Origin of the sequence: Klebsiella sp. Shm-1 (assembly GCF_040804525.1) — a bacterium.
Lineage (GTDB): Bacteria > Pseudomonadota > Gammaproteobacteria > Enterobacterales > Enterobacteriaceae > Klebsiella > Klebsiella pneumoniae.
Genome location: NZ_CP161823.1, coordinates 2,700,839 through 2,725,491, shown reverse-complemented (window position 1 = coordinate 2,725,491; position 24,653 = coordinate 2,700,839). Strand labels below are relative to the sequence as shown.

Below are 24,653 nucleotides of genomic sequence, written 5' to 3'. Positions count from 1 at the left end.
GCCATGCAATGGCGGGGGATGAAAAAAAATGAAAAGGCGGCAATGCGCCGCCTTTTTAGCCAGCCAGCAGCGATTATTTGTACAAATCGGCGCTGATGGTGATGTTGCCGCCGCGTTCCTGCCACTGGCGGGTGATGTGGTAGTACTTCGCCCCTTTCTTCGCCGCGCGTTTCGCCGTCTGATAGGAGATTTCGGTCATGTTGCCGTAGTTGCCGGTGAACTGGATGTTATCGAACGGCACCATTTGCGCCGCAGTCACTTTGTTCACTTCTTCGACCTTAGTGCCGTTCGGCAGAGTGACAGTGTAACGTCCACCTTTCGAAGACTGAGTCTCAAAGAAACGCCCAACGCCGGTACCCGAACCCACCGCGGCGGTGGTGGCAACGCCCGGAATTTCCACGTTCTTCGCCGCTTCGCCGCCTTTGGCCAGCGCTGCGCGGCCAGCTTCAGAGTCAGCCGGGATAGCGTCCGGGCTCTGCAGCACGCGTTTTTCAGCATCTTTTTTGTAGATATAAGCGGTAATGCGCTGGTTGCCGCCCTGGTTGGCGTCAACCTGGCGGACGATAAAGAACGCATAGGCGCCTTTTGCTTTCGCCGCTTTGGTGATGGCGTCGTTGACTTCCGGCTGGCTGCGATAGAAGCCCTGAACGGTGACGGTGTCGTAAGGCATCAGCTCAACGGCCTGATCTTTCGGCAACTCCATCACGCCGTTGATAATGCGATTCTTCGGCGCATCCGCTTTCGGCGCGTCTTCTTTATAAAGGTCAGCCGTGACGCGCCAGTTGCCGCCATTGCCGTAGTCCGACGTGTCGACAACATAGAATGAGGCCGCGCCGTCTTTGTCGGCTTTGCGCGATACTGCCTGTACCGCATCGCCAATGGCATTAAACCGGCCGGTGACGACAACGCGATCGTAGGGCTTCAGCGCAGCCGCCTGCTCCGGGGTCAACTCGGTCGCTGCATGGGCAGACAACGTGGCGGTTGTCAGGAGAGCAGACGCCAGGAGGGTGTTTTTAAGCTTCATAAAAATAATCCTTTGCCTTGCGCAAACCATATACTGGTGTTGTTGTTGACTGAAAACGTTTGATTATTGCATTTAATCGCCGTGACTGTCTGCGTCAATTTTTGCTTGCCGCCCGAATCGTATACTACGGAAAGATAACATTTTTCGATATGTTGAAAAAACAGGCGCTTGACCAGCAAAAACGATAATCAATACCACTTTTATTAGTTAATGTAATGTTAACACAATGATCTCAATGGCGATAAATGGCGTTTTATACCGCAGGATAAGCGGATTATCAGGCCTGAGCGGCAAATTCAGGTAAATATTGCTGCCCGGACCCATCTGAGCTGACAATAAGCAATAAAATCAAAATTTGTGTTTTATCGCAGTAGATCACAATCGGTATTTTCAGTAGGTTATAAAAAGTTTGTTACTGTTTCATTTTGTAGACAGCGAAAGATGGCGAGGAAGATTTTGCCGTCCTGGCGTTGTTGGGCAGAAAAGTAAACCATCATCAAAAACCGATGGAAGGGAAAACTATGCGTATTGGTGTACCACAAGAAAGGCTAGCCCAGGAGACCCGGGCCGCCGCCACGCCGAAGACCGTTGAGCAATTGCTCAAACTCGGCTTTAGCGTCGCGGTAGAAAGCGGCGCCGGGAAGCTGGCCAGCTTTGACGATGAGGCCTTTGCCGAGGCAGGAGCTGAAATCGTGACCGGCGACGAGGTATGGCAGTCTGATGTCATCCTTAAGGTCAATGCTCCGAATGACGATGAAATTGCCCTGCTGAATCCGGGGACCACGCTGATTAGTTTTATCTGGCCGGCGCAAAACCCGCAGCTGATGGAAAAACTGGCGGCCCGTAATATCAACGTAATGGCGATGGATTCCGTGCCGCGTATTTCCCGCGCCCAGTCGCTGGATGCGCTCAGCTCAATGGCCAACATCGCCGGGTACCGCGCTATCGTTGAAGCGGCGCATGAATTTGGTCGATTCTTTACCGGGCAGATTACGGCGGCAGGCAAGGTTCCGCCCGCCAAGGTGATGGTCATTGGCGCCGGGGTAGCCGGTCTGGCGGCGATTGGCGCCGCCAACAGCCTGGGCGCTATTGTTCGCGCCTTCGATACCCGTCCGGAAGTGAAGGAGCAGGTGCAGAGTATGGGCGCCGAGTTCCTCGAGCTGGATTTTAAAGAGGAAGCGGGCAGCGGCGATGGCTACGCCAAGGTGATGTCTGAGGCCTTTATTAAGGCTGAAATGGCGCTGTTCGCCGCGCAGGCGAAAGAGGTCGATATCATTGTCACCACGGCGTTAATCCCGGGCAAACCGGCGCCGAAGCTGATCACCCGCGAAATGGTCGACTCCATGAAATCGGGCAGCGTGGTGGTCGATCTGGCCTCGCAAAACGGCGGCAACTGTGAGTACACCGTACCGGGCGAAGTGGTGACCACCGCCAACGGCGTGAAAATCATCGGTTATACCGATCTTCCTGGCCGTCTGCCGACCCAGTCCTCCCAGCTCTACGGCACCAACCTGGTGAACCTGCTGAAGCTGCTGTGCAAAGAGAAAGACGGCAATATCGTTATCGATTTCGATGACGTGGTAGTGCGCGGTGTGACCGTTGTTCGCGAAGGTGAAATCACCTGGCCGGCGCCGCCGATTCAGGTCTCCGCTCAGCCGCAGGCCGCGGCGAAAAAAGTGGAAGCGCCGAAAGAAGCGGTGAAACCGGCGTCGCCGTGGCGCAAATATGCGCTGATGGCGCTGGCGATTATTCTCTTCGGCTGGCTGGCCAACGTGGCGCCAAAAGAGTTCCTCGGCCATTTCACCGTCTTCGCGCTGGCCTGCGTGGTGGGTTACTACGTGGTGTGGAACGTCTCCCATGCGCTGCATACGCCGCTGATGTCGGTGACCAATGCCATTTCGGGCATTATCGTGGTTGGCGCGTTGTTGCAGATAGGCCACGGCGGCTGGGTCAGCTTCCTGAGCTTTATCGCGGTGCTGATCGCCAGCATTAATATTTTCGGTGGTTTTACCGTGACTCAGCGCATGCTGAAAATGTTTCGCAAAGGATAAGGGGTAGCACATGTCTGGTGGATTAGTAACGGCTGCATACATTGTTGCTGCAATCCTGTTTATTTTCAGCCTGGCGGGCCTGTCGAAACACGAAACGTCGCAGCAGGGCAACTATTTCGGCATCGCCGGGATGGCCATTGCCCTGATTGCTACCATCCTGGGGCCGGACGCCGGCAACGTCGGCTGGATTATTCTTGCGATGGTGATCGGCGGGGCGATCGGTATTCGTCTGGCGAAGAAGGTCGAGATGACCGAGATGCCGGAGCTGGTGGCTATCCTGCACAGCTTCGTGGGGCTGGCAGCGGTGCTGGTGGGTTTCAACAGCTACCTGCAGCATGAAACCGGTATGGAGCAAATTCTGGTCAATATTCATTTGACCGAAGTGTTCCTCGGGATCTTCATCGGCGCGGTGACCTTCACCGGTTCGGTGGTGGCGTTTGGTAAACTGCGCGGCAAAATTTCCTCCAGGCCGCTGATGCTGCCCAATCGCCATAAGCTGAACCTGGCGGCGCTGGTGGTTTCCTTCATCCTGATGGTGATTTTTGTTCGCTCTGACAGCACCGGCACCCAGGTCCTGTGCCTGCTGGTGATGACCGCGATCGCGCTGGCCTTTGGCTGGCACCTGGTGGCCTCTATCGGCGGTGCTGACATGCCGGTGGTGGTCTCGATGCTCAACTCCTACTCGGGCTGGGCGGCAGCGGCGGCGGGCTTTATGCTGAGTAATGACCTGCTGATCGTCACCGGCGCGCTGGTGGGCTCTTCCGGCGCCATCCTCTCTTACATTATGTGTAAGGCGATGAACCGCTCCTTTATCAGCGTGATCGCCGGGGGCTTCGGCACCGATGGTTCCTCCAGCGGCGGCGATGAAGAAGTGGGCGAGCATCGTGAGATTAGCGCCGAAGAGACGGCGGAGATGCTGAAAAACTCGCACTCGGTGATCATCACCCCGGGCTACGGTATGGCGGTGGCTCAGGCGCAGTATCCGGTAGCAGAAATTACCGAGAAGCTGCGGGCGCGGGGTATCAAAGTACGCTTTGGTATTCATCCGGTGGCCGGGCGCCTGCCGGGGCATATGAACGTCCTGCTGGCGGAAGCCAAAGTGCCTTACGACATCGTGCTGGAGATGGATGAGATCAACGACGATTTCAGCGACACCGACACCGTGCTGGTGATCGGCGCCAACGATACCGTCAACCCGGCGGCGCAGGACGATCCGAAGAGCCCGATCGCCGGCATGCCGGTGCTCGAGGTGTGGAAAGCGCAGAATGTGGTGGTCTTTAAGCGTTCAATGAACACCGGTTACGCCGGCGTACAGAACCCGCTGTTCTTTAAAGAGAACACTCATATGCTGTTTGGCGATGCTAAAGCCAGCGTCGATGCGATCCTGAAAGCGCTGTAATGTAACATAATTGTTTTACAACGTTTGTTTATAAGCCGTCTCCTGTGAGACGGCTTTTTTATATGCAGGGGGATGCCTGGAATTGTTCATAAAATAAGCGGCAAGAGGTGATATAATGTTCCGGTTCTTACATCAGACAGAGGATATTATGGATACCGAGTTAACCCCAACGCAGATGGCCATCGAATTCTTACGCCGCGACCCCACCGTCATGACCCCAGCGCAGTATCTGAAAAAACTTAAACTGCTGGAGCTGGAGTTTGCTGACCTGATGGCGCTCTCCTCGCTGGAGCTGAAAGAAGAGATCGATCTGGCCTGGCGTCTGGGTATCCACTAAGCCATTCTCGCTGGACAGCGACAGGGGCCGCCAACGGCCCTTTTTTTGTGCCTGGCTGGCAGCAAGCAAAAAAATCCCCCGCGAGGCGGGGGAAGATGAGCGGTGGCGGTTAATCGTCGTCGTCGTCGTCCAGTTCCACCGGCGTCTGGTAGGCCTCCGGTTTCAGCACCAGCAGGTCACAGCGCAGGTGGTCGACAACCTGTTCCGCGGTATTGCCGAGGAACGCCGCCGACAGGCCGGTACGTCCGACCGTTCCCAGCACCACGATCCCCGCCTGCAGATGCTCGGCGAGGTCCGGGATCACCTCTTCAGGCAGTCCTTTTTCGACGTGGGTGAATTTTTCATCGATGCCAAACTTCTGCCGCAGCGCTTTCATCGCCAGCAGATGCTGGCCGCGGATCGCGTCGTTGTAGACGCTGGGATCAAAATCCGGCAGTTCTATCGCGATATTGATCGGCGTCACCGGGTAGGCACCGATCAGGTGCACTTCAGTGTGGTTGACTTCTTCCGCCAGCGACAGCGTCTCGCGAACCAGCTTCTCGTTAAGGGTGTTGTGATAATTCTCTTCGCTGGCGAGATTGACGGCGACCAGCGCTTTGCCGCCTTCCGGCCACGGCTGGTCTTTGACCATCCACACCGGGCAAGGGCATTTACGCAGCAGATGCCAGTCCGTCGGGGTAAAGATCACCGCCTCCAGTTTGTCGTGCTGGTGGGCCATCTTCAGCAGCAGATCGTGTTTCTCACTGACCACCTCCTGAATAATCGCTTCGAAGGGACGGTTGTGCCACACCACTTTCACGTCAATCGGCACGCCCGATTCCAGGTAGAATTTCGCCTGCTCGCGGATCCAGGCCGTTCGTTGGGCAATGACGCCCTGGCGCATTGCCGTCCGCTCGTCCGGCGACAGCAAGGTGGTCATTTCATAGGAAAAATCATAGATCGGCAAAAAGGCTTTGATGCGTCCACCAATCCGTTGGTGCAGGTACACCGCTCGCCTTAGCGCCGGCTGGTCGTCCTGGTTAGGATCGATTACTACCAGCATGCTCTGATACTTCGCCATACAGGGTCTCCTTACAACTGCAGCTACCGTCAGTTATTAAAAAGATAACCTATATGGATGAATTGAAACAGGGGAGGAGCCTGGTCAGATCAACAAATCTGAAAAAATTGCCGATCGTGACCAGGTATTGCGCAGAGATTAAGCGACGTTGCGCGCCTGTCCGGCCAGCTGGGCCAGCAGATCGCTGTTTTCAATAGTGATATATTTGCCTTTCACCGCCAGCATGCCGCTTTTCTGAAAACGGCCCAGCAGACGGCTGATGGTTTCGACGGTGAGGCCGAGATAGTTGCCAATATCGCCGCGGGTCATGGTCAGCCGGAACTCACGTGGTGAGAAGCCGCGCTGGGCGAAACGACGAGAAAGGTTATAGATAAACGCGGCCAGGCGCTCTTCGGCATTCTTTTTGGAAAGCAACAGGATCATATCCTGGTCGCCTTTAATCTCACCGCTCATCAGGCGCATCATCTGCTGACGCAGATTGGGCATTTTTCCGGAAAGATCGTCAAGGGTTTCGAAGGGGATCTCGCAGACCATTGAGGTTTCCAGCGCCTGCGCAAAGCTCGGGTGCAGACCGGTGCCGATGGCGTCAAAGCCCACCAGGTCGCCCGCCAGATGGAAGCCAGTGATCTGCTCATCCCCTTGCTCGGTGATGGTATAGCTTTTGATGGTCCCGGAGCGAATAGCGTACAACGACTTCAGCTCATCACCGGCTTTGAACAAGGTTTGACCTTTCTGGATAGGCTTTTTCCGCTCGATAATATTATCCAGCTGATCAAGCTCATGCTCGTTCAGAGTAAAGGGGATGCAGAGCTGGCTAATGCTGCAATCCTGACAATGGATTGCACAACCGCCAGACTGAATGCGTCGAATAATTCGCTTCTCAGGGATCATATGTCTGCTCAGGCCTTAATTGATATTGGTCAATTTTAACATCTTTTTGATCAGCAGGTAAGTCTTCAGACCCGGAAACACGTAATATCAGCAGGGTAAATCAAATCGCTTGTGTATCTATTTGATTAAAAACAGATTATTACGCCACTTTTGATTGTAAAATTACCTGAAAATTCCAGAAAAGGCATTTTCAGTCAAAGCAACAGATAGCCCTCGTGACGCAAAAGCCACTCTTTACGCTGTACGCCGCCGGTATAGCCGGTCATGGTGCCGTTGCGCCCGATGACCCGATGGCAGGGCACCACGATACTCACCGGATTGGCGCCATTGGCGGCGCCCACCGCGCGCGCGGCGCCGGGACGACCGAGCGCCTCGGCCAGTTGGCCGTAGTGCATCACCTGGCCACAGGGGATATCGCGTAACGCCTGCCAGACCTGGCGCTGAAAAGGGGTGCCGGCGGTGGCGGTAGGCAGAGTCTCGATAATGGCTAAATCGCCGGCAAAATAGTCGCTCAGCTTACTGCTGAGACCGCCGGGATTGCGGCAGTCGACGCGCTGATAGCCTTCCCGGCGATAGTGAACGTCGAGCAGCGTTTCCATCCGATCGCGGTGCTCGTCCCACTCGACGGCGCGCAAATTAAACTGTTCGTCGCAAAGCACCCACAACGGCCCCAGCGGGGTATCCATTTTATCCTGCAGCAAGGTCAACATCGTTTCTGTCATCCACCATCGTACATGAGAGGCACACGATACCACGCGCTGACGGCAGTCAACTATACTCCCAAAAGGTAAAACCGCATCGCCAGATAGCACGGCGGGCTATCCGCCGTGGAGGCATTCTGCGATCGCCACGATGATTTATTTTTGGATCGATCCTGGCGGGTTACCGGACAGGGTTTTTGCTACTTTTAAGCTGACGACGTCGGTCCTCCGCGCCGCTGTGCGCGCTCGGGAAAGTGCTACCGCGTCGGCGCGGCGCGGTTAATAACTCAGAGGTGGAGCTATGCAATATATACTGACTGGCGTAATCGTACTGATCTTCAGCGGTCTGGTTATTCACGGTATGTCGCTGTTGCTTGAGCGAGGGTATCGCGCGCTTTTCGGCATATTCGCCGGAGCCGGGGAAGCGACCCGTAAGTTCAAAGTGAAGATATCGCGTTAAGCTAAGGCGGCCGTCCCTGGCGCATCGGTGGGTTAAGACAGCCGCGGATAGATGCCAGGGCCGATCGGCAGTCCCACCAGATACCAGCCCACCAGCAACAGCAGCCAGACGGCGAGAAAAATCAGCGGGTAAGGGAGCACCAGCGAGTAGTAGGTGCCGAGGCGGGCATCCGGCCGGTAGCGCTGTAGAAAGCCGAGAAACAACGGCACAAACGGTGACACCGGCGCCAGCGGCAGCACCGATGAATCAGCGATACGAAACAGGATCTGCGCAAACGCCGGGTGAAAGCCCAACAGCATAAACATTGGCACGAAGATCGGCGCCAGAATCGACCAGATGGCCGAGCCGCTGGCGATAAACATACACAGAAAAGCCGACAGCAGCGCAAGACCGACAAACGCCGGAACACCGTTCATGCCTGAACTCTCCAGCAGATCCGTCAGCCCGACGGCCATAAACTTGCCCATGTTGCTCCAGTTGAACATCGCCACGAACTGCGCCAGCGGGAAGACCATCACGATAAACCCGGCCATCTCTTTCATCGGCTCAATCATCAACTGCGGCAGGTCGGCCTGGCGGCGAATTTTGCCGGTGGCGATGCCGTATGCCAGCGACACGACAAAGAAGAAAAAGATAATTAGCGGCACGATGCCTTTGATAAACGGCGAGGGCATGACCGTATGCTGAACCGGATCGCGAAGAATACCGTTTTCGGGGACCACCATCAGGGCGATGACCGCCACGAATACCAGCGTCGCCACGCCGGCGATGCGCAGGCCGAACCGCTCCGCGGGCGTCAGCGTCTGCAGCTTTTCATCACGACTGCCTTGCCACTGGCCCAGCCGCGGCTCGACCAGCTTATCGGTGATCAGTCCGCCGACGAGCGTCAGAACGATCACCGAGGTCGCCATAAAGTACCAGTTGTCGATCACGCTGACGTGCAAAGAGGCATCGATGGACTTTGCCGCCTCGGTGCTGATCCCGGAGAGCAGCACGTCGGTGGTGACAATCAGTAGATTGGCGGTAAAGCCGCAGCCCACGCCGGCTATCGCCGCCAGCAGACCAGCGACAGGATGCCGACCGACGGCAAGAAACATCAGCGCCCCCAGCGGCGGCATAATCACCAGCGCCGCATCGGAAGAGATATGGCTGAAAAAGGCGATAAACAGCACCATATAGCTGGCATAGCGGGCGCTGACGTGCGAGGCCATCTTGACCATCAACGCCGGTAACAGGCCCACCCGCTCGGCAAAGCCGGCGCCCAGCACCAGGGCGAGGATCGCGCCCAGCGGCGCGAAACCGCTGAAGTTTTTAATCACGTTCGGCAAAAACCAGTGCAATCCTTCCACGCTGAGCAGGTTTTTGACCACCACCCGCGAACCGTCAGTTGGGTTTTGTACCCCAACGTTGAGGGCGGAGAGGATTGCCGTGGCAGCGATCAGCACGGCGATGAGATAGATAAACAGCAAAAACGGGTGCGGGACCTTGTTACCGATCTTCTCTACCCAGCCATAGCGCTTTCCGCCGGGGGAAGATGACGGTATGGATGACATACTCATGGGCATTCCTCTGTTGTCGTTGTTGTGTTGGGCAGGCCTGCTCCCGTACTGCCGGCGGTTATTATGGGCGGTGCGTGCCGCGATCCGGTCAGCGTTGGCCAGGAGTAGCCTCTAAGTGGTTATCGTAAAACGGACGGACTCACCTCCGCCGGGATCGGGCAACGATAGGGGCGTTCGGCCAGTACCTGCCTGAGCTCTTGCTGGCTGGCCGCCAGCAGGGCGCTGTCGCTGAATAAACGGATGGCGGTCGCCGCGAGGACTTTCCCCGCCAGCAACATCCCTTTATGGGCAATGGAGGTTCTGCCCTGGCTCACCAGCTGCCAGCTGTGCAGCGGGGTACCCACCGCGAAGCACGGGCTGAAGCACTGGGCCACCGGCGCTTTCCAGCTAACATCGCCGACGTCGGTGGATCCGGCGAGGACGTTATCCGTGGCCGCCCAGGGCGCCACCTCATCAATCAGCAAGGTGTCGCGGTGGCGACGAGCGAACGTTTTGCCTTCCTCGCCACTGGTGCCGGCAATATTGTTCAGGCTGTTGTTAATATCATTGGCGCTGAGAGTGGCGCGGATCGCCGCGGCAAAAGCGCGTTCCTCGTCGCTCCAGGCGGGGGTACCGTAATGACAGACCGCCTGATACATCGCCGCCTCAAGCGTGCGGTTGGGCAGATAGCTGGAGCAGGCTTTTTCAAAGCGGCAGCTGACCTGGGTCTCGGTCATCAGCGCGGCCCCCTGGGCAATCTTCTCTATGCGGGCGAAGATTTGCTCAGCGTCGGCCATCTCCGGCGCGCGGATCAAATACAGCACTTCCGCCTGCGCCTGCACCACGTTGGGCGAGACGCCGCCGGTATCGGTAATGGCGTAATGGACGCGCGCCTTCTCGATGATATGTTCATTGAGGAAATTGCTGCCGGTGGTCATCAGGGTGACGGCATCCAGCGCGCTCCGGCCCAGGTGCGGCGAATTAGCGGCGTGGGCCGCGGTGCCGGTAAATCGCCATGCCGCCTGAATGTTGGCGAGGGTGCGGGTGCTGAACATCCCGGCCCAGGCTTCCGGATGCCAGGTCAGCGCCGCATCGACATCATCAAACAACCCTTCGCGCACCATAAAGGTTTTTCCCGAACCGCCTTCCTCGCCGGGACAACCGTAGAAGCGCAGAGTGCCGCTGTCGCCGTGCTGCTGCAGCCAGCCTTTGGCGGCGACCGCCGCGGCGAATGCCGCGGTGCCGAGCAGATTGTGCCCACAGCCGTGGCCGTTGGCTCCCGGTGTCAAGGGCGTCGGTTCCGCGCTGTGGGCCTGCTGGCTGAGTCCCGCCAGGGCGTCAAATTCGCCGAGCAGGGCAATGACCGGTTGGCCCTCACCGACGCTGGCGATAAAGGCATTCGGGATCCCGCCAGCATCGCGGGTGAGCTGAAAACCTTCCGCCTCCAGGGCGTCGGCCAGCCGTTGGGCTGACCAGAACTCCTCAAAGCGGGTCTCCGGGTGGTCCCAGATGTCGTCGGCGATGGCGCAGTAAGTGTCGCGTTGTGCCTCAACCACCTCGTCCACAAACTGAAAAATGGCTTCCATTACACCCCCCGCTGCCAGGGAAAGTTAAGCGCGACGCGCGCCAGGGTTTCGACCGCTACCGCCATCACGCTCTCGTCGAAGTCAAACTTTTCGTTGTGGTGACCGGCGCTGAGTTCAGTGCCGAAAATCATGTACGAGGCGAGGCCGCCGCGCGCCTGGACCCGGGCCATCATCAGGGTGGCGTCTTCCGAGCCCGCCGGGGCGGCGATGCGATCCACCGCCTGTTGCACGCCGGGCACCCGGGCGGCCTGTTCGCGCAGATAGTCCACCCACGCCGGCGACGGTGCGCTGGCGGTCGCCGCGCCCATCATGCGCAGTTCGTAGCGGGCTTCGTACATCACCGCAGCCCCGGCGACGACGTGCTGCGCCCGCTCGAACACGTACTGATTAATGGCTTCGCTTTCGCCGCGGGTTTCCACTTTTAACAGCGCGGAAGAGGGCACCACGTTGCGCCCGGTACCGGCCTGCATCACCCCGACGTTGACCCGCGAGGCGCCGGCGCTGTGCGGCGGGATGGCGTGCAGGCCAAGGGCGGCCTGGGCGGCGGCCAGCAGCGCGTTGCGCCCGTCCTCGGGCTTGCCGCCGGCGTGGGCGGCCACGCCGCTGAACTGCACGTCGAATTTGGTGGTGGCCATAAAGTTGTCTCCACCGCAGACGACGGTACCTGCCGGCACGCCGGTCCCAATATGGATCGCCGTGAAATAATCCACGTCATCAACCACGCCGGCGGCCACCATCGCGCGGGCGCCGCGGGTACCCTCTTCAGCAGGCTGGAAAATCAGTTTAATGACGCCATTGAGCTGGGCGGCATACTGCTTGAGCACATGCGCCAGCCCCAGCCCGATGGCGGTATGGCCGTCATGGCCGCAGGCGTGCATCATGCCGGCGTTGCAGGAGGCGAAATGATCGCGATGGGGGCGGTGGCTATCGTCATGCTGTTCGTTGAGATCGAGGGCATCCATATCGACGCGAAAGGCCAGGGTTGGCCCGGGCCGCCCGGTGTCGAGCGTGGCCACCACGCCGGCGAAACCACCTTCAAACGCCGGCAGCCAGCGCTCCGGCGCGCCCTGTTCGCGGGCGCGTTCGAAAGCCCGGGCCAGGGTCTCCTCGTCCGGCAGCCCCATCCGGCTGTCGGCATCGATGACGTCGCGGCCTAGCGCCAGCTGATAGCCGAGCCCGTCAAGAATATCCGCGACCTTACTGGCGGTGCGAAACTCCAGCCAGCCGGATTCAGCGTGCAGGTGAAAATCGCGGCGCCATTGGGTCATGGAGGGCGCCAGCTGGCGGAGGTATTCATCAAGTTGCGGCATAGCTTATCCTGTCATAAGTAAAAAATGTGACGGCGTTCACGATGTGATAGCTTTTGTTTATCACTTGCGTTTTACAGGCCGTATCCCACTTAACCTGCCACAGCCTGATGGATTACAGTAGATGTGAATTTCTTCTGTCTGATAAACAATGGTTATCACCGAAAGCATGGCATTTCAGATTAAATTTCATCATATCCGCGCCTTCGTCGAAGTGGCCCGGGAAGGGAGTATTCGCGGTGCCAGCCGGGCGCTGGCGGTCTCGCAGCCGGCGCTGACCAAAGCGATTAAAGAGCTGGAGGAGGGGCTTTCCGCCCAGCTGTTCGTCCGCCGCAGCCAGGGGGTGGCGTTAACCGACAATGGCGAAAGTTTTTATCAACATGCGAGCCTGATCCTTGAGGAGCTGCGGGCGGCGCAGGATGAACTGCTGCAGCGCCAGGGGGAACAGGCCGGGCAAATTAATATTGGCCTTGGCGCCAGCGTCGCCCGGTCGCTGATGCCGTCGGTGATCTGCCGCTTTCATCAGCAGCATCCGCAGGTGAAGGTGCGGATCATGGAGGGTCAGCTGCTGGCGATGATTAATGAGCTGCGCCAGGGGGAGCTGGATTTCACCATTAATACCTATTACCCCGGGCCGTACGACCATGAGTTCAGCTTTGAGAAACTGTTTGAGAAACCGTTCGCGGTGTTCGCCCGCGCGGGCCATCCGGCGGCGCAGGCCACCTCGCTGGGGGAGTTGATGGATCACCACTGGACCATGCCGACGCCGCGCGGCAGCTACTTCAAGCAGCTGCAGGAATGCTTCGAACAGCTGGGACGGGAGCCAAAGGTGGGGATCGTCTGCGAAACGTTCTCATCCTGCATCAGCCTGGTGGTGAAAAGTGATTTTCTCAGCATCCTGCCGGTGGAGCTGGGCAACGACCCGCTGATGGCCGACAAACTGGTGATGATCCCCATCCGTGAAGTGTTACCCACCGCCACCTATTATCTGATCCAGCGGCGCGATACCCGGCAGACGCCGCTCACGGCGTCGTTAATCACCCTGTTCCGCCGCCAGAGCCGACAATTGTTTCCTTAATCGTCCGTCGCGCTCACTTTGCCAGCGAACGCGGCTAAACGCGTTGAGAGGGGAGCGCGAGGCGGCTATAGTAGCTGGCGACAGCCGCTGGAGGAGAGCCCATGAACCTTGATGACAAATCCCTGTTTCTTGACGCCATGGAAGATGTCCAGCCTCTGAAACGTAATCATGACGTGCACTGGCATCCCGGGCGTAACAGCCGGGCCCCGCAACGCGTCGATACCCTGCAGCTGGATAATTTTCTCACCACCGGCTATCTCGATATCGTGCCGCTCGCCACGCCGCTGGAGTTTAAGCGAGAAGGGCTGCAGAGCGGCGTGCTGGATAAGCTGCGGCGGGGGAAATACAGCCAGCAGGCGAGCCTCTCCCTGCTGCGCCAGCCGGTGGAACAGTGCCGGCAGATGCTCTTCGCCTTTATGGTACAGGCGCAGAAAGAGGGGTTACGCAATGTGCTGATCGTTCACGGCAAAGGCCGCGACGACCAGTCCCACGCCAATATTATCCGCAGCTATCTGGCGCGCTGGCTGGAAGAGCTGCCGGAGGTGCAGGCCTTCTGCGCCGCGCTTCCGCATCATGGAGGCAGCGGCGCCTGCTATGTCGCGCTGCGTAAATCGGCGCAGGCGAAGCAGGAGACCTGGGAGCAGCACGCCAAGCGCAGTCGTTAGCGCAGAAGCAGCGTCAGCTCGCGGGCGGCTTTTTGCAGCTCCGGCAGCACGCGCTCGATCATCTCGCGGGCCGTCATCTGGCCCGCATGCACCCCGACGTTGAGCGCCGCCTGGACCTGCCCCTGAGCGTTAAACAGCGGGACCGCGAGGGAGCGCAGCCCCATCTCCAGCTCCTGATCGTTGAGGGCATACCCCTGCTGATGCACCCGTTTCAGTTCGGCGCGCAGCTTCGCCACCGAATCCACCGTCTGTGGGGTATAGCGGATCATGGTCACCCGGCCCAGCATATCGTTGAGCTTCTCCTCCGGCTGATGGCTCAGCAGCACCCGGCCCATCGAGGTCGCCCACGCCGGAAGGCGACTGCCGATATCCAGGTCGATGGTCATAATCCGCGAGCTGGAGGCGCGGGCGATATACAGGATATCGTCGCCGTCGAGGGTGGCGATGGAGCAGGACTCATTGAGCATTTCGCTTAGATGCCGCAGCACCGGCTGCGCCGAACGCGCCAGCGGCGTCGAGGCCAGCCAGGCGTGGCCCAGCGCCAGGATCCGCGGCCGCAGCTGGAAATTCTTACCGTCTTCGGCATACACGAACCCCAGCTTGCTCAGGGTATACAGGCAGCGGCGCACCGCGGCGCGCGGGATGCCGGTCTTCTGACTGATCTGTGAGATAGACAGCAGGGGCCGCTGCGGCGTGAACGCCTGAATCACCTCCAGACCCCGCGCCAGGGAGGCCATAAAGTTAGGATCGCCTTTAAACGGATCGCCGTCGCCGGTCAGTAAATCGTCTGGATGCTTGTCCATTTCTGTTCCCCATATTTGCCATCGATCACATTCTTTCGCTAAAGATAACCGATGTTCGATTATCGCACCATATTTCGATTATCGCCCTTGACCGACATCGTTAAGCGGGTCACATTTTGTGCGAACAACGAATAAAAGTGCGATTACCGCACATCACTGGAGCGACCTGATGATTGATAAAAGCGTATCGACGCTGAGCGAGGCCATCGCCGGGATCCACGATGGGGCGACTATTATGATCGGCGGCTTTGGCCCCGCCGGCCAGCCGACCTTTCTGATTGACGCCCTGATTGACCAGGGCGCTCGCGACCTGACCATCATAAATAACAACGCCGGCAACGGGGAAGTGGGTCTCGCCGCGCTGCTCAAGGCGGGCCGGGTGCGCAAAATGATCTGCTCCTTTCCGCGCCAGGTGGATTCGCAGATTTTCGATGATCTCTACCGTCGCGGCAAAGTGGAGCTGGAGCTGGTGCCGCAGGGCAACCTCGCGGCGCGGATCCAGGCGGCTGGCGCCGGGCTGGGGGCGGTGTTTACCCCCACCGGCTACGGCACGCCGCTGGCGGAAGGTAAGGAGACACGGGAAATCGACGGTCGCCACTACGTGCTGGAGTACCCGATCAAAGCCGATTTCGCGCTGATTAAAGCCCACCAGGGCGACCGCTGGGGCAACCTGGTCTATCGCAAGGCGGCGCGCAACTTTGGCCCGATCATGGCGACAGCGGCGAAAACCACCATCGTAGAGGTCTCGCAGCTGGTGGCGCTGGGCGACCTCGACCCGGAAAACATCATCACCCCCGGCATTTTCGTCCAGCGCGTCTTCTCGCTGGAAAACCTGACTGCCGCACAACGCGCCTGAGGAGCCCGACATGCAAAAACTGACCCGTGACGAAATGGCCCAGCGCGTGGCCCGCGATATTCCCGAAGGCGCTTACGTCAACCTCGGCATCGGCCTGCCGACCCGCATCGCCAATTACCTGCCCGCTGACAAAGAGGTGTTCCTGCACAGCGAAAACGGCCTGCTGGGGATGGGGCCGAAACCGCAGCCCGGGGAAGAAGATCCCGAGCTGATCAATGCCGGTAAAGAGTATGTCACCCTCCTGCAGGGGGGCTGCTATTTCCACCACGGCGACTCCTTCGCCATGATGCGCGGCGGCCATCTCGATATCTGCGTGCTGGGGGCCTATCAGGTCTCCGCCAGCGGCGACCTCGCCAACTGGAGCACCGGTGCGCCGGATGCGATCCCGGCCGTTGGCGGGGCGATGGATCTGGCCATCGGCGCCCGCCAGGTATTTGTGATGATGGACCACCTGACCCGTGACGGCGAGTGCAAGCTGGTGGCGCAGTGCAGCTACCCGCTGACCGGCGTCGGCTGCGTCAGCCGGATCTATACCGACCTGGCGGTGATCGACATCACCGACCGCGGCCCGGTTGTGCGGGAAATCTTTAACGGCCTCTCTTTTGAAGAGCTGCAGCGCATCACTCCGGTGGCGCTGACCTTTCAACAACTGGCGGAAAGCGCGTAAGGAACCTATGATGAATCAGGCATTTATCTGTGATGCGGTGCGTACACCCTTTGGCCGTTTCGGCGGTGCCCTGGCGACGATGCGCGCTGACGACCTGGCGGCGCTGCCGCTGAAAGCGCTGCTGGCGCGGAACCCGGGACTGGATCCCTCGCGCATTGACGATGTGATCTTTGGCTGCGCCAACCAGGCCGGGGAAGATAACCGCAACGTGGCGCGGATGGCGCTGCTGCTGGCCGGCCTGCCGGAGAGCGTGCCCGGGAGCACCATCAACCGCCTGTGCGGTTCCAGCCTTGACGCGATCGGCGTCGCGGCGCGGGCGATTAAAAGCGGGGAGACGCAGCTGATGATCGCCGGCGGGGTGGAGAGCATGTCCCGCGCGCCGTTTGTGATGGGGAAAGCGGAGAGCGCCTTTAGCCGCAGCATGCAGATGGAGGATACCACCATCGGCTGGCGCTTTATTAACCCGCAGATGAAAGCCCTGTACGGCGTGCATTCCATGCCGGAGACGGCGGAAAACGTCGCCGATGAGTTTGCCATCTCCCGTGCCGATCAGGACGCGTTCGCCTTACGCAGTCAGTTGCGTACCGCCGCGGCGCAAGAGGCGGGGCGTTTCGCCGATGAGCTGATCGCCGTCCAGGTGCCGCAGCGCAAAGGCGAGCCGCTGCTGTTTAGCCGCGATGAGCACCCGCGCAGCACCTCGCTGGAGGCGCTGGCTAAACTGCGCGGCGTGGTGCGCGCCGACGGCAGCGTTACCGCCGGTAACGCCTCCGGGGTTAACGACGGCGCCTGCGCGCTGTTGCTGGCCAGCGAGACGGCGCTGTCGGCTAACGATCTTCAGCCGCTGGCCCGGGTGGTCGGCGTGGCGACGGCGGGCGTTGCGCCGCGGATCATGGGGTTTGGCCCGGCGCCGGCGGTGCGCAAGGTGCTGGCGCAGACCGGCCTGACATTAGGCCAGATGGATGTCATTGAGCTGAATGAAGCCTTCGCCGCGCAGGCGCTGGCGGTGACCCGTGATTTGGGCTTACCGGACGATGCCGCCCACGTGAACCCTAACGGCGGGGCGATTGCGCTGGGCCACCCGCTCGGCGCCTCCGGCGGCCGGCTGGCGATGACCGCGGCTTATCAGCTGAAACGGACCGGCGGTCGTTACGCCCTGTGCACCATGTGCATCGGCGTCGGACAGGGGATCGCCCTGATTATTGAACGTGTTTAAGGAGCCAGAATGAGTTTGTTGACCCCGATGCTGCGCAGCAGTCCGCTAACCGACTGGTTCAGCGACGCGCAGCGGGTGCAGGGCATGCTGGATTTTGAAGCGGCGCTGGCGCAAGCGCAGGCCGCCTGCGGGATGGTGCCGCCGGAAGCGGTCGGGCCAATTGTGGCGGCCTGCCGCCACGAGGCCATCGATTTTGCCGCGCTGGGTGAGGCGGCAGTGGGAGCCGGTAATCTGGCCATCCCGCTGGTGAAACAGCTGACGGCGCAGGTAAAAGCGCGAGATCCCGAGGCTGCGCGCTACGTTCACTGGGGCGCTACCAGCCAGGACGCCATCGACACCGGACTGGTGCTCCAGCTGCGCGGGGCGCTGGATGCCGCTGAGACTCTGCTTGAGCAGCTGTTGGCGACCCTGGCTCTTCAGGCGGATCGTTATCGCGATACCGTGATGCCGGGACGGACCTGGATGCAGCACGCGCTGCCGGTGACCTTTGGCCTGAAGCTGGCGGGCACCCTCGACGCGCTCCTGCGCTGGCAGCAGCGGCTGCGCGAGATGCGTCCGCGGCTGCTGGTGCTGCAGTTCGGCGGCGCCGCGGGCACTCTGGACGCGCTAAAAGAGAAAGGTTCGGCGGTTGGCCTGGCGCTGGCGCAGATCCTCGGTCTGTCGCTGCCGGATACTCCGTGGCACAGCCAGCGCGATCGGCTGCTGGAGGCGGGCACCTGGTTTGCCGGCGTCTGCGGCACGCTGGGGAAATTCGCTAACGACTTTTCCCTGCTGATGCAGACCGAAGTGGCTGAGGTGGGCGAGCCGGTGGCGGAAGGTCGCGGCGGTTCGTCGACGATGCCGCATAAGCGCAATCCGGTGGCCTGCGCGGCGATCCTGACCGCCGCCCAGCGTACGCCGGGGCTGATGGCGACGCTCTACGCCAGCCAACTCCAGCAGCATGAGCGGGCGCTGGGCGGCTGGCAGGCGGAATGGGAGACCCTGCCGGAGCTAATTACCCTGGTGGGCGGGGCGTTGGCGCAAAGCGAGGCGCTGGTGCGCGACATGCAGGTTTTCCCGCAGAAAATGCGCGCCGATCTCGATATCACCCATGGGCTGATTATGGCTGAGGCGGTGACTCTGGCGCTGGCGGAATTCATTGGCAAAGCCGAGGCGCATCATCACATCGAAGCGCTGTGCCGCCAGGCGCTGGACCGTCACTGCCCGCTGGTCGATCTGCTCGCGGCTGACCCACAGGTCAGTCAGTATCTCTCTCGTGAACGCTTAACCACGCTGCTGGACCCGGCAACGGCGACCGGCAGCGCCGAACGCTTTGTGCGCCAGGTGCTGGCGCGTTATCAGGAGCAACGTGATGAATCTTGATTATCAACTCGACGGGCCGGATGGCGCGCCGGTTATCGTCCTCTCCAATTCGCTGGGCACCACCCGGGCGATGTGGCAGCCGCAGATCGAGGCGTTAACCGCCCATTTCCGGGTGCTGCGCTACGACACGCACGGCCACGGTAAAACGACGAAAAATGGCAAAGTGACCCTCGCCCAGTTGGGTGAGGATGTGATTGCGCTGCTCGATCACCTGAATATCGACCGCGCCTGGTTCTGCGGGATCTCGATGGGCGGTTTGACCGGCCTGTGGCTGGGACGCTTTGCGCCGGAGCGTTTTCATGGTCTGGCGGTCGCCAACACCGCGGCGCGCATTGGCGATCAGGCCAGCTGGCTGTCGCGGGCGCGGGCCGTACGTCAGGAGGGGATGGCGGTGGTGGCCGCCGGAGCGGCAGACCGCTGGTTCACCCACGCGTTTCGCCAGAAGGCGCCGGAGGTGGTCGAGGCGCTTTGTCACCAGCTGACCCATACCGATGCTGAAGGCTATGCCGCCTGCTGTGAGGCGCTGGCCGCCGCCGACCTGCGGGGCGAAGTGGGGCAGATCCCGCTGCCGACGCTAATCATCGCCGGGGAAAGTGACCCTGTCACCACGGTCGGTGACGCTCATTTCCTGCAGCAGCAGATCCCCGCCTCCGAGGTGGTGGTTCTGGCGGCATCGCATCTGTCTAACATTGAGGCGCCGAAAAGCTTTACTTCGGCGCTGCTGAGCTTTTTCCAGGGGGAACGCCATGGATGATAAACAGCGCTATCAGGACGGGATGGCGGTACGGCGCAAAGTATTGGGCGACGCCCACGTCGACCGGACGCTGCAGCATCTGACGCCGTTGAATGATGAGTTTCAGGACTTTATTACCCGCTATGCCTGGGGCGAGACCTGGACGCGTCCGGGGCTCGATCACCATACCCGCAGCATGATCACTATTGCCATGCTGATCGCTCTCAATCGCGAGGCGGAGCTGAAGATGCATCTGCGCGCGTCGTTTAACAACGGGGTGACCCGCGATGAGCTGAAAGAGCTGATCATGCACTCTGCGCTGTACTGCGGGCTGCCGGCGGCCAATGCCACGATGCATCTGGCGCAGCAGGTGTTTGACGACATCGACGCCGCGCAGGGTTGAGTCGTCGTCCGAGTCGGATTGCCCGGCAGTCGTTGTAGGCCGGGTAAGGCGCAGCCGCCACCCGGCGAAATGGCGGGTACGCGCCGATAGATTGCCCGGCGGCGCAGCGCTTGCCGGGCCTGGGAAGCGAAGATCGCCTGTAGACCCCGTAGGCCGGGTAAGGCGTAGCCGCCACCCGGCGAAATAACGGCACAACCGGAAATGTCCCTGTTCGCACTATGTTTGGCAGGGCCACAACGTTTGGCAGGGCTACAAATTCTATGTTAATTCCGGGCAGATTGCGCTCCCGGTTGATCTTCTGCGTTATGTCTCGTATGGCGCAGGGAGCGCACAGGGGGCGGCCAGTCGCCGCCGCCCCCTGTACCCCCGGGCTCCGGCCAGCAAAATCGCCGCTGCGCGGTCCCTTCGACTTATCCCTGCAGGCTGCGGGTCGGGCCGAGGCAGCGTCCCTGCAAAACACAGCCCTCAGCCCGCATCCATGCGGGCTGCCCCGGCCTTCCGGGAACGTCTCAGCGATTTTGAGGCCGCCAGCACCGGCAGTTTCAGTCGCGCAAGTGGGTAAATGAGTGACAGGCCGCACGAACCCCTGGCCGGGTAAGGCGCAGCCGCCACCCGGCGAAATGGCGGCACAACCGGAAATGTCCCTGTTCGCACTATGTTTGGCAGGACCACAACGTTTGGCAGGGCTACAACTTCTATGTTAATTCCGAGCAGATTGCGCTCCCGGTTGATCTTCTGCGTTATGTCTCGTATGGCGCAGGGAGCGCACAGGGGGCGGCCAGTCGCCGCCGCCCCCTGTACCCCCGGGCTCCGGCCAGCAAAATCGCCGCTGCGCGGTCCCTTCGACTTATCCCTGCAGGCTGCGGGTCGGGCCGAGGCAGCGTCCCTGCAAAACACGGCCCTCAGCCCGCATCCATGCGGGCTGCCCCGGCCTTCCGGGAACGTCTCAGCGATTTTGAGGCCGCCAGCACCGGCAGTTTCAGTCGCGCAAGTGGGTAAATGAGTGACAGGCCGCACGAACCCCTGGCCGGGTAAGGCGCAGCCGCCACCCGGCGGAAATGCCGCTACGTTAACCCTTATTTCTCAGGCTTCTGCGGCGCGACGGCCGGGGCGGCGTACCAGGCTTCCTGCGGCACCACTACCGCCGCCTTTGGCTGCATCACAAAGTTCGGCGACATAATCTGCACGCCGAATTCGTTAAACACATCAATAATGCTGCTATGCAATGCGTTGCGGCCATCCGGCAGCTTGGTTGTGGGGAGTAAGCGCACCTGCAGCTCATACGAGGTGTACCAGTCAAGCAATCCCAGCTTACGCACCACCGGCGCAATTTGCTGATCGATCCCCGGGGTGCGTCTCGCCGCCAGCTCCAGCAGCGCATGGACCTGACGCCACGGCGTATCGTAGCCGATGGTGACGCTGGTGGTGAGGTTGACTCCACCGTCGGCGCTTTCGGCGCTGAGATTAATAATTTTCCCGCTCACCACCACCGCGTTCGGGACGGTAACGATGTAATTTTCGCGGGTGAGAATTTTGGTCGCCAGCACGCCAATCTCGCTGACCTGACCCTCATTATCGGCGAGGCGGATCCAGTCGCCTTTGCGCAGCGCCCGAGAGTAGATCAGCACCAGGCCGCTCATCGCATGGGTCATCACTCCGGTTGACCCGAGGGTGAGCATCAGGCCGAAGAACACGCTAATGCCTTTGAAGGCGAGAGAGTTGGCGCCGGGAAGGAACGGGTAGGCGGCGGAGAGGGCAAACAACCAGATGACCACCGAGATAAGCCGACGGGTGGCGCTAACGGTCTCCGGATGAATGCCGGGAATCTGAATGCGGCCGGCGGCGACCTGGTCGAGAACCACCTTCACCAGGCGAATGATAAGCCAGGTGAGAAGGAAAATAAGCACCACGATCATCAGCCCCGGCAGGGAGGCGACAATCGACAGAGAGAGGTGGCGGATCACCCCCAGCGACCAGTCGCCCAGCGATTCGCTCCACACCCGCGTCCAGGGAAACAGGCTGAAGGCCCAGCTCAGCCAGAGATAACAGGCCAGCATGCCGAGAAGGATGACCAGCACAGCATAGAGCCGAACTTCAATATTGCCGAGATAGCGCCGCCAGTGCTGCGGTATGGCGCTACGTTTTTCGAGGATCCGCAGCAGGAAAAAACGTCGCACCCGCCGCCAGGCGCGGAAGGCGCCGTAGTAAAACAGCGCCAGCAGCAGCGCCCCGGCCAGGGCTTTACCGGCGGAGATGAACAGATAGCGGTTGTTGAACTGCTCCTGGAGGCTGGTGCGCTGGGCTTCCATACGCGCCAGCACCCGCTGGGCTGCCTGGTCGAGGGTTAAATCATCGCCCTCGTCGAGATCCGCCTGGCTCAGCAGCAGCACCGGTTTGCCGTTCATCAGCAACAGTCTGCCTGGCTGACCATAGCGGATAACCGGCACGACCCGCAGCGGCTGGCGAATATCATCTTCGGTGAAGGCGCGCAGGGCGCTACGGGTGCGCAAAACGCGCTCTTCGGGCGTGGTCTGGCCAAAGGTGGCCTGCAACATGACGACAGGTTGGTGGAAAATCGTGACCGTGCGTGCCTGCTCGCGCGCGGTTGGCTGCTGTCGCGGTTCGGCGGCCAGCGCCGGCTGGAGCACCAGCAGCGCCAGCGCCCAGAGGATAACGATGCTCATCCTGTTCATTGAGGCACCTGAGATAAGAATTATTGTTATTTTTCAGCAAAAAACGGAGGGCTTGTAGTTGAGCATAGCCTGGTGCGAAGTGAATTCAAGCTGGGTAAACGCGGACATAAAAAAGCCGTCGCCCAAACGGCGACGGCCTGATATCAGCGTCAGAGGATAGCGTTAGCCGTGCTGTTTACAGCCCGCGCACTGCTTATTCTGGATCTGCTGGAAGAAGTCGTTGCCTTTATCATCGACGAGGATAAACGCCGGAAAATCTTCCACTTCGATTTTCCAGATAGCTTCCATCCCCAGTTCCGGATAGGCCACGCACTCGAGGCTCTTGATACTCTGCTGGGCGAGCACTGCCGCCGGGCCGCCGATGCTTCCAAGGTAGAAGCCGCCGTGTTTATGGCAGGCATCGGTCACCTGCTGGCTGCGGTTGCCTTTCGCCAGCATCACCATGCTCGCGCCGTGGGACTGCAGCAGATCAACGTAAGAGTCCATGCGGCCGGCAGTGGTTGGGCCGAGGGAGCCGGAAGCGTAACCGGCTGGCGTTTTAGCCGGGCCCGCGTAGTAGATCGGGTGATCTTTGACGTACTGCGGCAGCGCCTCGCCGTTGTCGATAAGCTCCTTCAGCTTGGCGTGGGCGATGTCGCGGGCCACGATAATGGTGCCGTTAAGGCTCAGGCGGGTGGAGACCGGATGTGCCGACAGCTGCGCCAGGATCTCGCTCATCGGCTGATTCAGGTTGATACTTACCACTTCGCCTTCGCCGGCCTGACGCAGATGTTCAGGAATATATTTTCCCGGATTGCTCTCCAGCTTCTCGATCCAGATACCGTCGCGGTTAATTTTGGCTTTGATATTGCGGTCGGCGGAGCAGGAGACGCCCATGCCGATCGGACAGGAGGCGCCGTGGCGCGGCAGACGGATCACCCGGATATCGTGGGCGAAGTATTTCCCGCCGAACTGCGCGCCGAGGCCGAGGTTCTGCGCTTCCTGCAGCAACTCCTGCTCCAGTTGCACGTCGCGGAACGCCTGACCGTGTTCGTTACCTTCGGTCGGCAGACCGTCGTAATAGCGGGTCGAGGCCAGTTTGACGGTCTTCAGCGTCGCTTCCGCCGAGGTGCCGCCGATCACAAACGCGATGTGGTACGGCGGGCAGGCGGCGGTGCCGAGAGTGCGCATCTTCTCAACGAGGTAGTTTTTCAGCTTCGCCGGGGTGATCAGGGCCTTGGTCTCCTGGTACAGATAGGTTTTGTTGGCGGAACCGCCGCCTTTCGCCATGCACAGGAACTTATATTCTTCACCGTCGACGCTGTAGAGATCGATCTGCGCCGGCAGGTTGGTGCCGGTGTTAACCTCTTTATACATATCCAGCGGCGCGTTCTGTGAGTAGCGCAGGTTATCTTCGGTATAGGTGTTGTAAACGCCCTGCGCCAGAGCGGCTTCATCGCCGCCGCCGGTCCAGACGCGCTGGCCTTTTTTCCCCATGATAATCGCGGTGCCGGTATCCTGGCAGGTCGGCAGCACGCCCTTGGCGGCAATTTCCGAGTTGCGCAGGAACTGCAGGGCGACATATTTATCGTTATCGCTGGCTTCCGGGTCGAGCAAAATCGAGGCGACCTGTTGCTGATGGGAGACGCGCAGCATAAAGGCGGCGTCGTGGAAGGCCTGCTGAGCGAGCAGGGTCAGCGCCTGCGGCTCTACTTTCAGGACCTGCTGGCCGTCAAATTCGGCGACGGAGACGTGCTCTTTGCTGAGCAGATAGTATTCCGTATCGTCGTGCGCCAGCGGAAACGGATCCTGATAAACAAACGGTTTAGTCGACATAGTCACTTACT

The 24,653-nt window shown here is 60.2% G+C and carries 22 protein-coding genes; 12 read left to right on the top strand and 10 right to left on the bottom strand.

Annotation, left to right across the window (positions count from 1 at the left end; genetic code table 11):
• Positions 1-73: 73 nt before the first annotated feature.
• Complete coding sequence (ydgH, locus tag AB1E37_RS13420) at positions 74-1,024, bottom strand: DUF1471 family protein YdgH (RefSeq protein ID WP_002903384.1); 951 nt, start codon at positions 1,022-1,024, stop codon at positions 74-76.
• 521 nt (positions 1,025-1,545) lie between these two features.
• On the opposite strand from ydgH, the gene pntA reads away from it, so the two are divergent.
• The 3 genes from pntA (at position 1,546) to AB1E37_RS13405 (ending at position 4,811) form a co-directional block, all read left to right on the top strand.
• Entirely contained in the window at positions 1,546-3,075 is a 1,530-nt protein-coding gene (pntA, locus tag AB1E37_RS13415; protein WP_004148265.1) for a Re/Si-specific NAD(P)(+) transhydrogenase subunit alpha, read from the top strand.
• 10 nt (positions 3,076-3,085) lie between these two features.
• Positions 3,086-4,474, top strand: a complete 1,389-nt coding sequence (gene pntB / locus AB1E37_RS13410) for a Re/Si-specific NAD(P)(+) transhydrogenase subunit beta (protein ID WP_002903386.1) — start codon at positions 3,086-3,088, stop codon at positions 4,472-4,474.
• A gap of 148 nt (positions 4,475-4,622) precedes the next feature.
• Complete coding sequence (locus AB1E37_RS13405) at positions 4,623-4,811, top strand: YdiH family protein (RefSeq protein ID WP_002903388.1); 189 nt, start codon at positions 4,623-4,625, stop codon at positions 4,809-4,811.
• 109 nt (positions 4,812-4,920) lie between these two features.
• Here AB1E37_RS13405 and uspE read toward each other — a convergent pair whose 3' ends face one another.
• The 3 genes from uspE to ogt all read right to left on the bottom strand — a co-directional run bounded on the left by uspE (position 4,921) and on the right by ogt (position 7,472).
• Positions 4,921-5,871: a universal stress protein UspE gene (gene uspE / locus AB1E37_RS13400; protein ID WP_002903391.1), complete on the bottom strand. Its 951-nt coding sequence runs from the start codon at positions 5,869-5,871 to the stop codon at positions 4,921-4,923.
• A gap of 138 nt (positions 5,872-6,009) precedes the next feature.
• Positions 6,010-6,762, bottom strand: a complete 753-nt coding sequence (gene fnr, locus AB1E37_RS13395; protein WP_002903394.1) for a fumarate/nitrate reduction transcriptional regulator Fnr — start codon at positions 6,760-6,762, stop codon at positions 6,010-6,012.
• A gap of 194 nt (positions 6,763-6,956) precedes the next feature.
• Positions 6,957-7,472: a methylated-DNA--[protein]-cysteine S-methyltransferase gene (gene ogt, locus AB1E37_RS13390; protein WP_032447531.1), complete on the bottom strand. Its 516-nt coding sequence runs from the start codon at positions 7,470-7,472 to the stop codon at positions 6,957-6,959.
• Positions 7,473-7,764: 292 nt separating this feature from the next.
• Between ogt and AB1E37_RS13385 the strand changes: the two genes are divergently transcribed.
• Positions 7,765-7,923 carry a hypothetical protein gene (locus AB1E37_RS13385; protein WP_002903398.1) on the top strand — a complete coding sequence of 53 codons (159 nt, stop codon included), beginning with the start codon at positions 7,765-7,767 and terminating at the stop codon, positions 7,921-7,923.
• Between the two features lie 32 nt (positions 7,924-7,955).
• On the opposite strand, the gene abgT is transcribed toward AB1E37_RS13385, so the two are convergent.
• The 3 genes from abgT to AB1E37_RS13370 all read right to left on the bottom strand — a co-directional run bounded on the left by abgT (position 7,956) and on the right by AB1E37_RS13370 (position 12,357).
• Complete coding sequence (abgT, locus tag AB1E37_RS13380) at positions 7,956-9,482, bottom strand: p-aminobenzoyl-glutamate transporter (protein WP_014907663.1); 1,527 nt, start codon at positions 9,480-9,482, stop codon at positions 7,956-7,958.
• 119 nt (positions 9,483-9,601) lie between these two features.
• Positions 9,602-11,047 carry a M20 family metallopeptidase gene (locus tag AB1E37_RS13375; protein WP_023283652.1) on the bottom strand — a complete coding sequence of 482 codons (1,446 nt, stop codon included), beginning with the start codon at positions 11,045-11,047 and terminating at the stop codon, positions 9,602-9,604.
• Complete coding sequence (locus tag AB1E37_RS13370; protein WP_032414878.1) at positions 11,047-12,357, bottom strand: M20 family metallo-hydrolase; 1,311 nt, start codon at positions 12,355-12,357, stop codon at positions 11,047-11,049. Before AB1E37_RS13370 ends, AB1E37_RS13375 begins: the two co-directional genes overlap by 1 nt.
• A 166-nt stretch (positions 12,358-12,523) precedes the next feature.
• Here AB1E37_RS13370 and AB1E37_RS13365 point away from each other — a divergent pair, with 166 nt between their 5' ends.
• The gene (locus AB1E37_RS13365) at positions 12,524-13,432 is read left to right on the top strand and encodes a LysR family transcriptional regulator (RefSeq protein WP_032447972.1); all 909 of its coding nucleotides are present in this window, start codon (positions 12,524-12,526) and stop codon (positions 13,430-13,432) included.
• Positions 13,433-13,533: 101 nt separating this feature from the next.
• On the top strand, positions 13,534-14,097 hold the full coding sequence (smrA, locus tag AB1E37_RS13360; protein WP_009760676.1) for a DNA endonuclease SmrA: 564 nt from the start codon (positions 13,534-13,536) through the stop codon (positions 14,095-14,097).
• Here smrA and AB1E37_RS13355 read toward each other — a convergent pair.
• Positions 14,094-14,900 (bottom strand): IclR family transcriptional regulator C-terminal domain-containing protein, encoded by an 807-nt coding sequence (locus AB1E37_RS13355; RefSeq protein ID WP_004143057.1) that lies wholly within the window; start codon positions 14,898-14,900, stop codon positions 14,094-14,096. The two genes, smrA and AB1E37_RS13355, sit on opposite strands and share 4 nt — an antisense overlap.
• 169 nt (positions 14,901-15,069) lie before the next feature.
• On the opposite strand from AB1E37_RS13355, the gene AB1E37_RS13350 reads away from it, so the two are divergent.
• From AB1E37_RS13350 to pcaC, 6 genes are read left to right on the top strand one after another with little or no spacing between them, the layout of a single operon-like run.
• Complete coding sequence (locus AB1E37_RS13350) at positions 15,070-15,756, top strand: 3-oxoacid CoA-transferase subunit A (RefSeq protein WP_002903522.1); 687 nt, start codon at positions 15,070-15,072, stop codon at positions 15,754-15,756.
• Between the two features lie 10 nt (positions 15,757-15,766).
• The gene (locus AB1E37_RS13345) at positions 15,767-16,423 is read left to right on the top strand and encodes a 3-oxoacid CoA-transferase subunit B (RefSeq protein ID WP_004151559.1); all 657 of its coding nucleotides are present in this window, start codon (positions 15,767-15,769) and stop codon (positions 16,421-16,423) included.
• Positions 16,424-16,433: 10 nt separating this feature from the next.
• Entirely contained in the window at positions 16,434-17,636 is a 1,203-nt protein-coding gene (gene pcaF / locus AB1E37_RS13340) for a 3-oxoadipyl-CoA thiolase (protein ID WP_004179693.1), read from the top strand.
• A 9-nt stretch (positions 17,637-17,645) separates the two neighbouring features.
• Entirely contained in the window at positions 17,646-18,998 is a 1,353-nt protein-coding gene (locus AB1E37_RS13335; protein ID WP_032447532.1) for a 3-carboxy-cis,cis-muconate cycloisomerase, read from the top strand.
• Positions 18,988-19,752, top strand: coding sequence for a 3-oxoadipate enol-lactonase (pcaD, locus tag AB1E37_RS13330; RefSeq protein WP_004151556.1), 765 nt, complete (start codon positions 18,988-18,990; stop codon positions 19,750-19,752). Before AB1E37_RS13335 ends, pcaD begins: the two co-directional genes overlap by 11 nt.
• Positions 19,745-20,134 (top strand): 4-carboxymuconolactone decarboxylase, encoded by a 390-nt coding sequence (gene pcaC / locus AB1E37_RS13325; RefSeq protein WP_004143067.1) that lies wholly within the window; start codon positions 19,745-19,747, stop codon positions 20,132-20,134. Before pcaD ends, pcaC begins: the two co-directional genes overlap by 8 nt.
• Positions 20,135-21,210: 1,076 nt before the next feature.
• Here pcaC and AB1E37_RS13320 read toward each other — a convergent pair.
• A complete protein-coding gene (locus AB1E37_RS13320) occupies positions 21,211-22,827 on the bottom strand; it encodes a mechanosensitive ion channel family protein (RefSeq protein WP_032447533.1) in 1,617 nt (538 codons plus the stop codon).
• Between the two features lie 162 nt (positions 22,828-22,989).
• The gene (gene fumA / locus AB1E37_RS13315; RefSeq protein WP_004152246.1) at positions 22,990-24,642 is read right to left on the bottom strand and encodes a class I fumarate hydratase FumA; all 1,653 of its coding nucleotides are present in this window, start codon (positions 24,640-24,642) and stop codon (positions 22,990-22,992) included.
• Positions 24,643-24,653 lie beyond the last annotated feature (11 nt).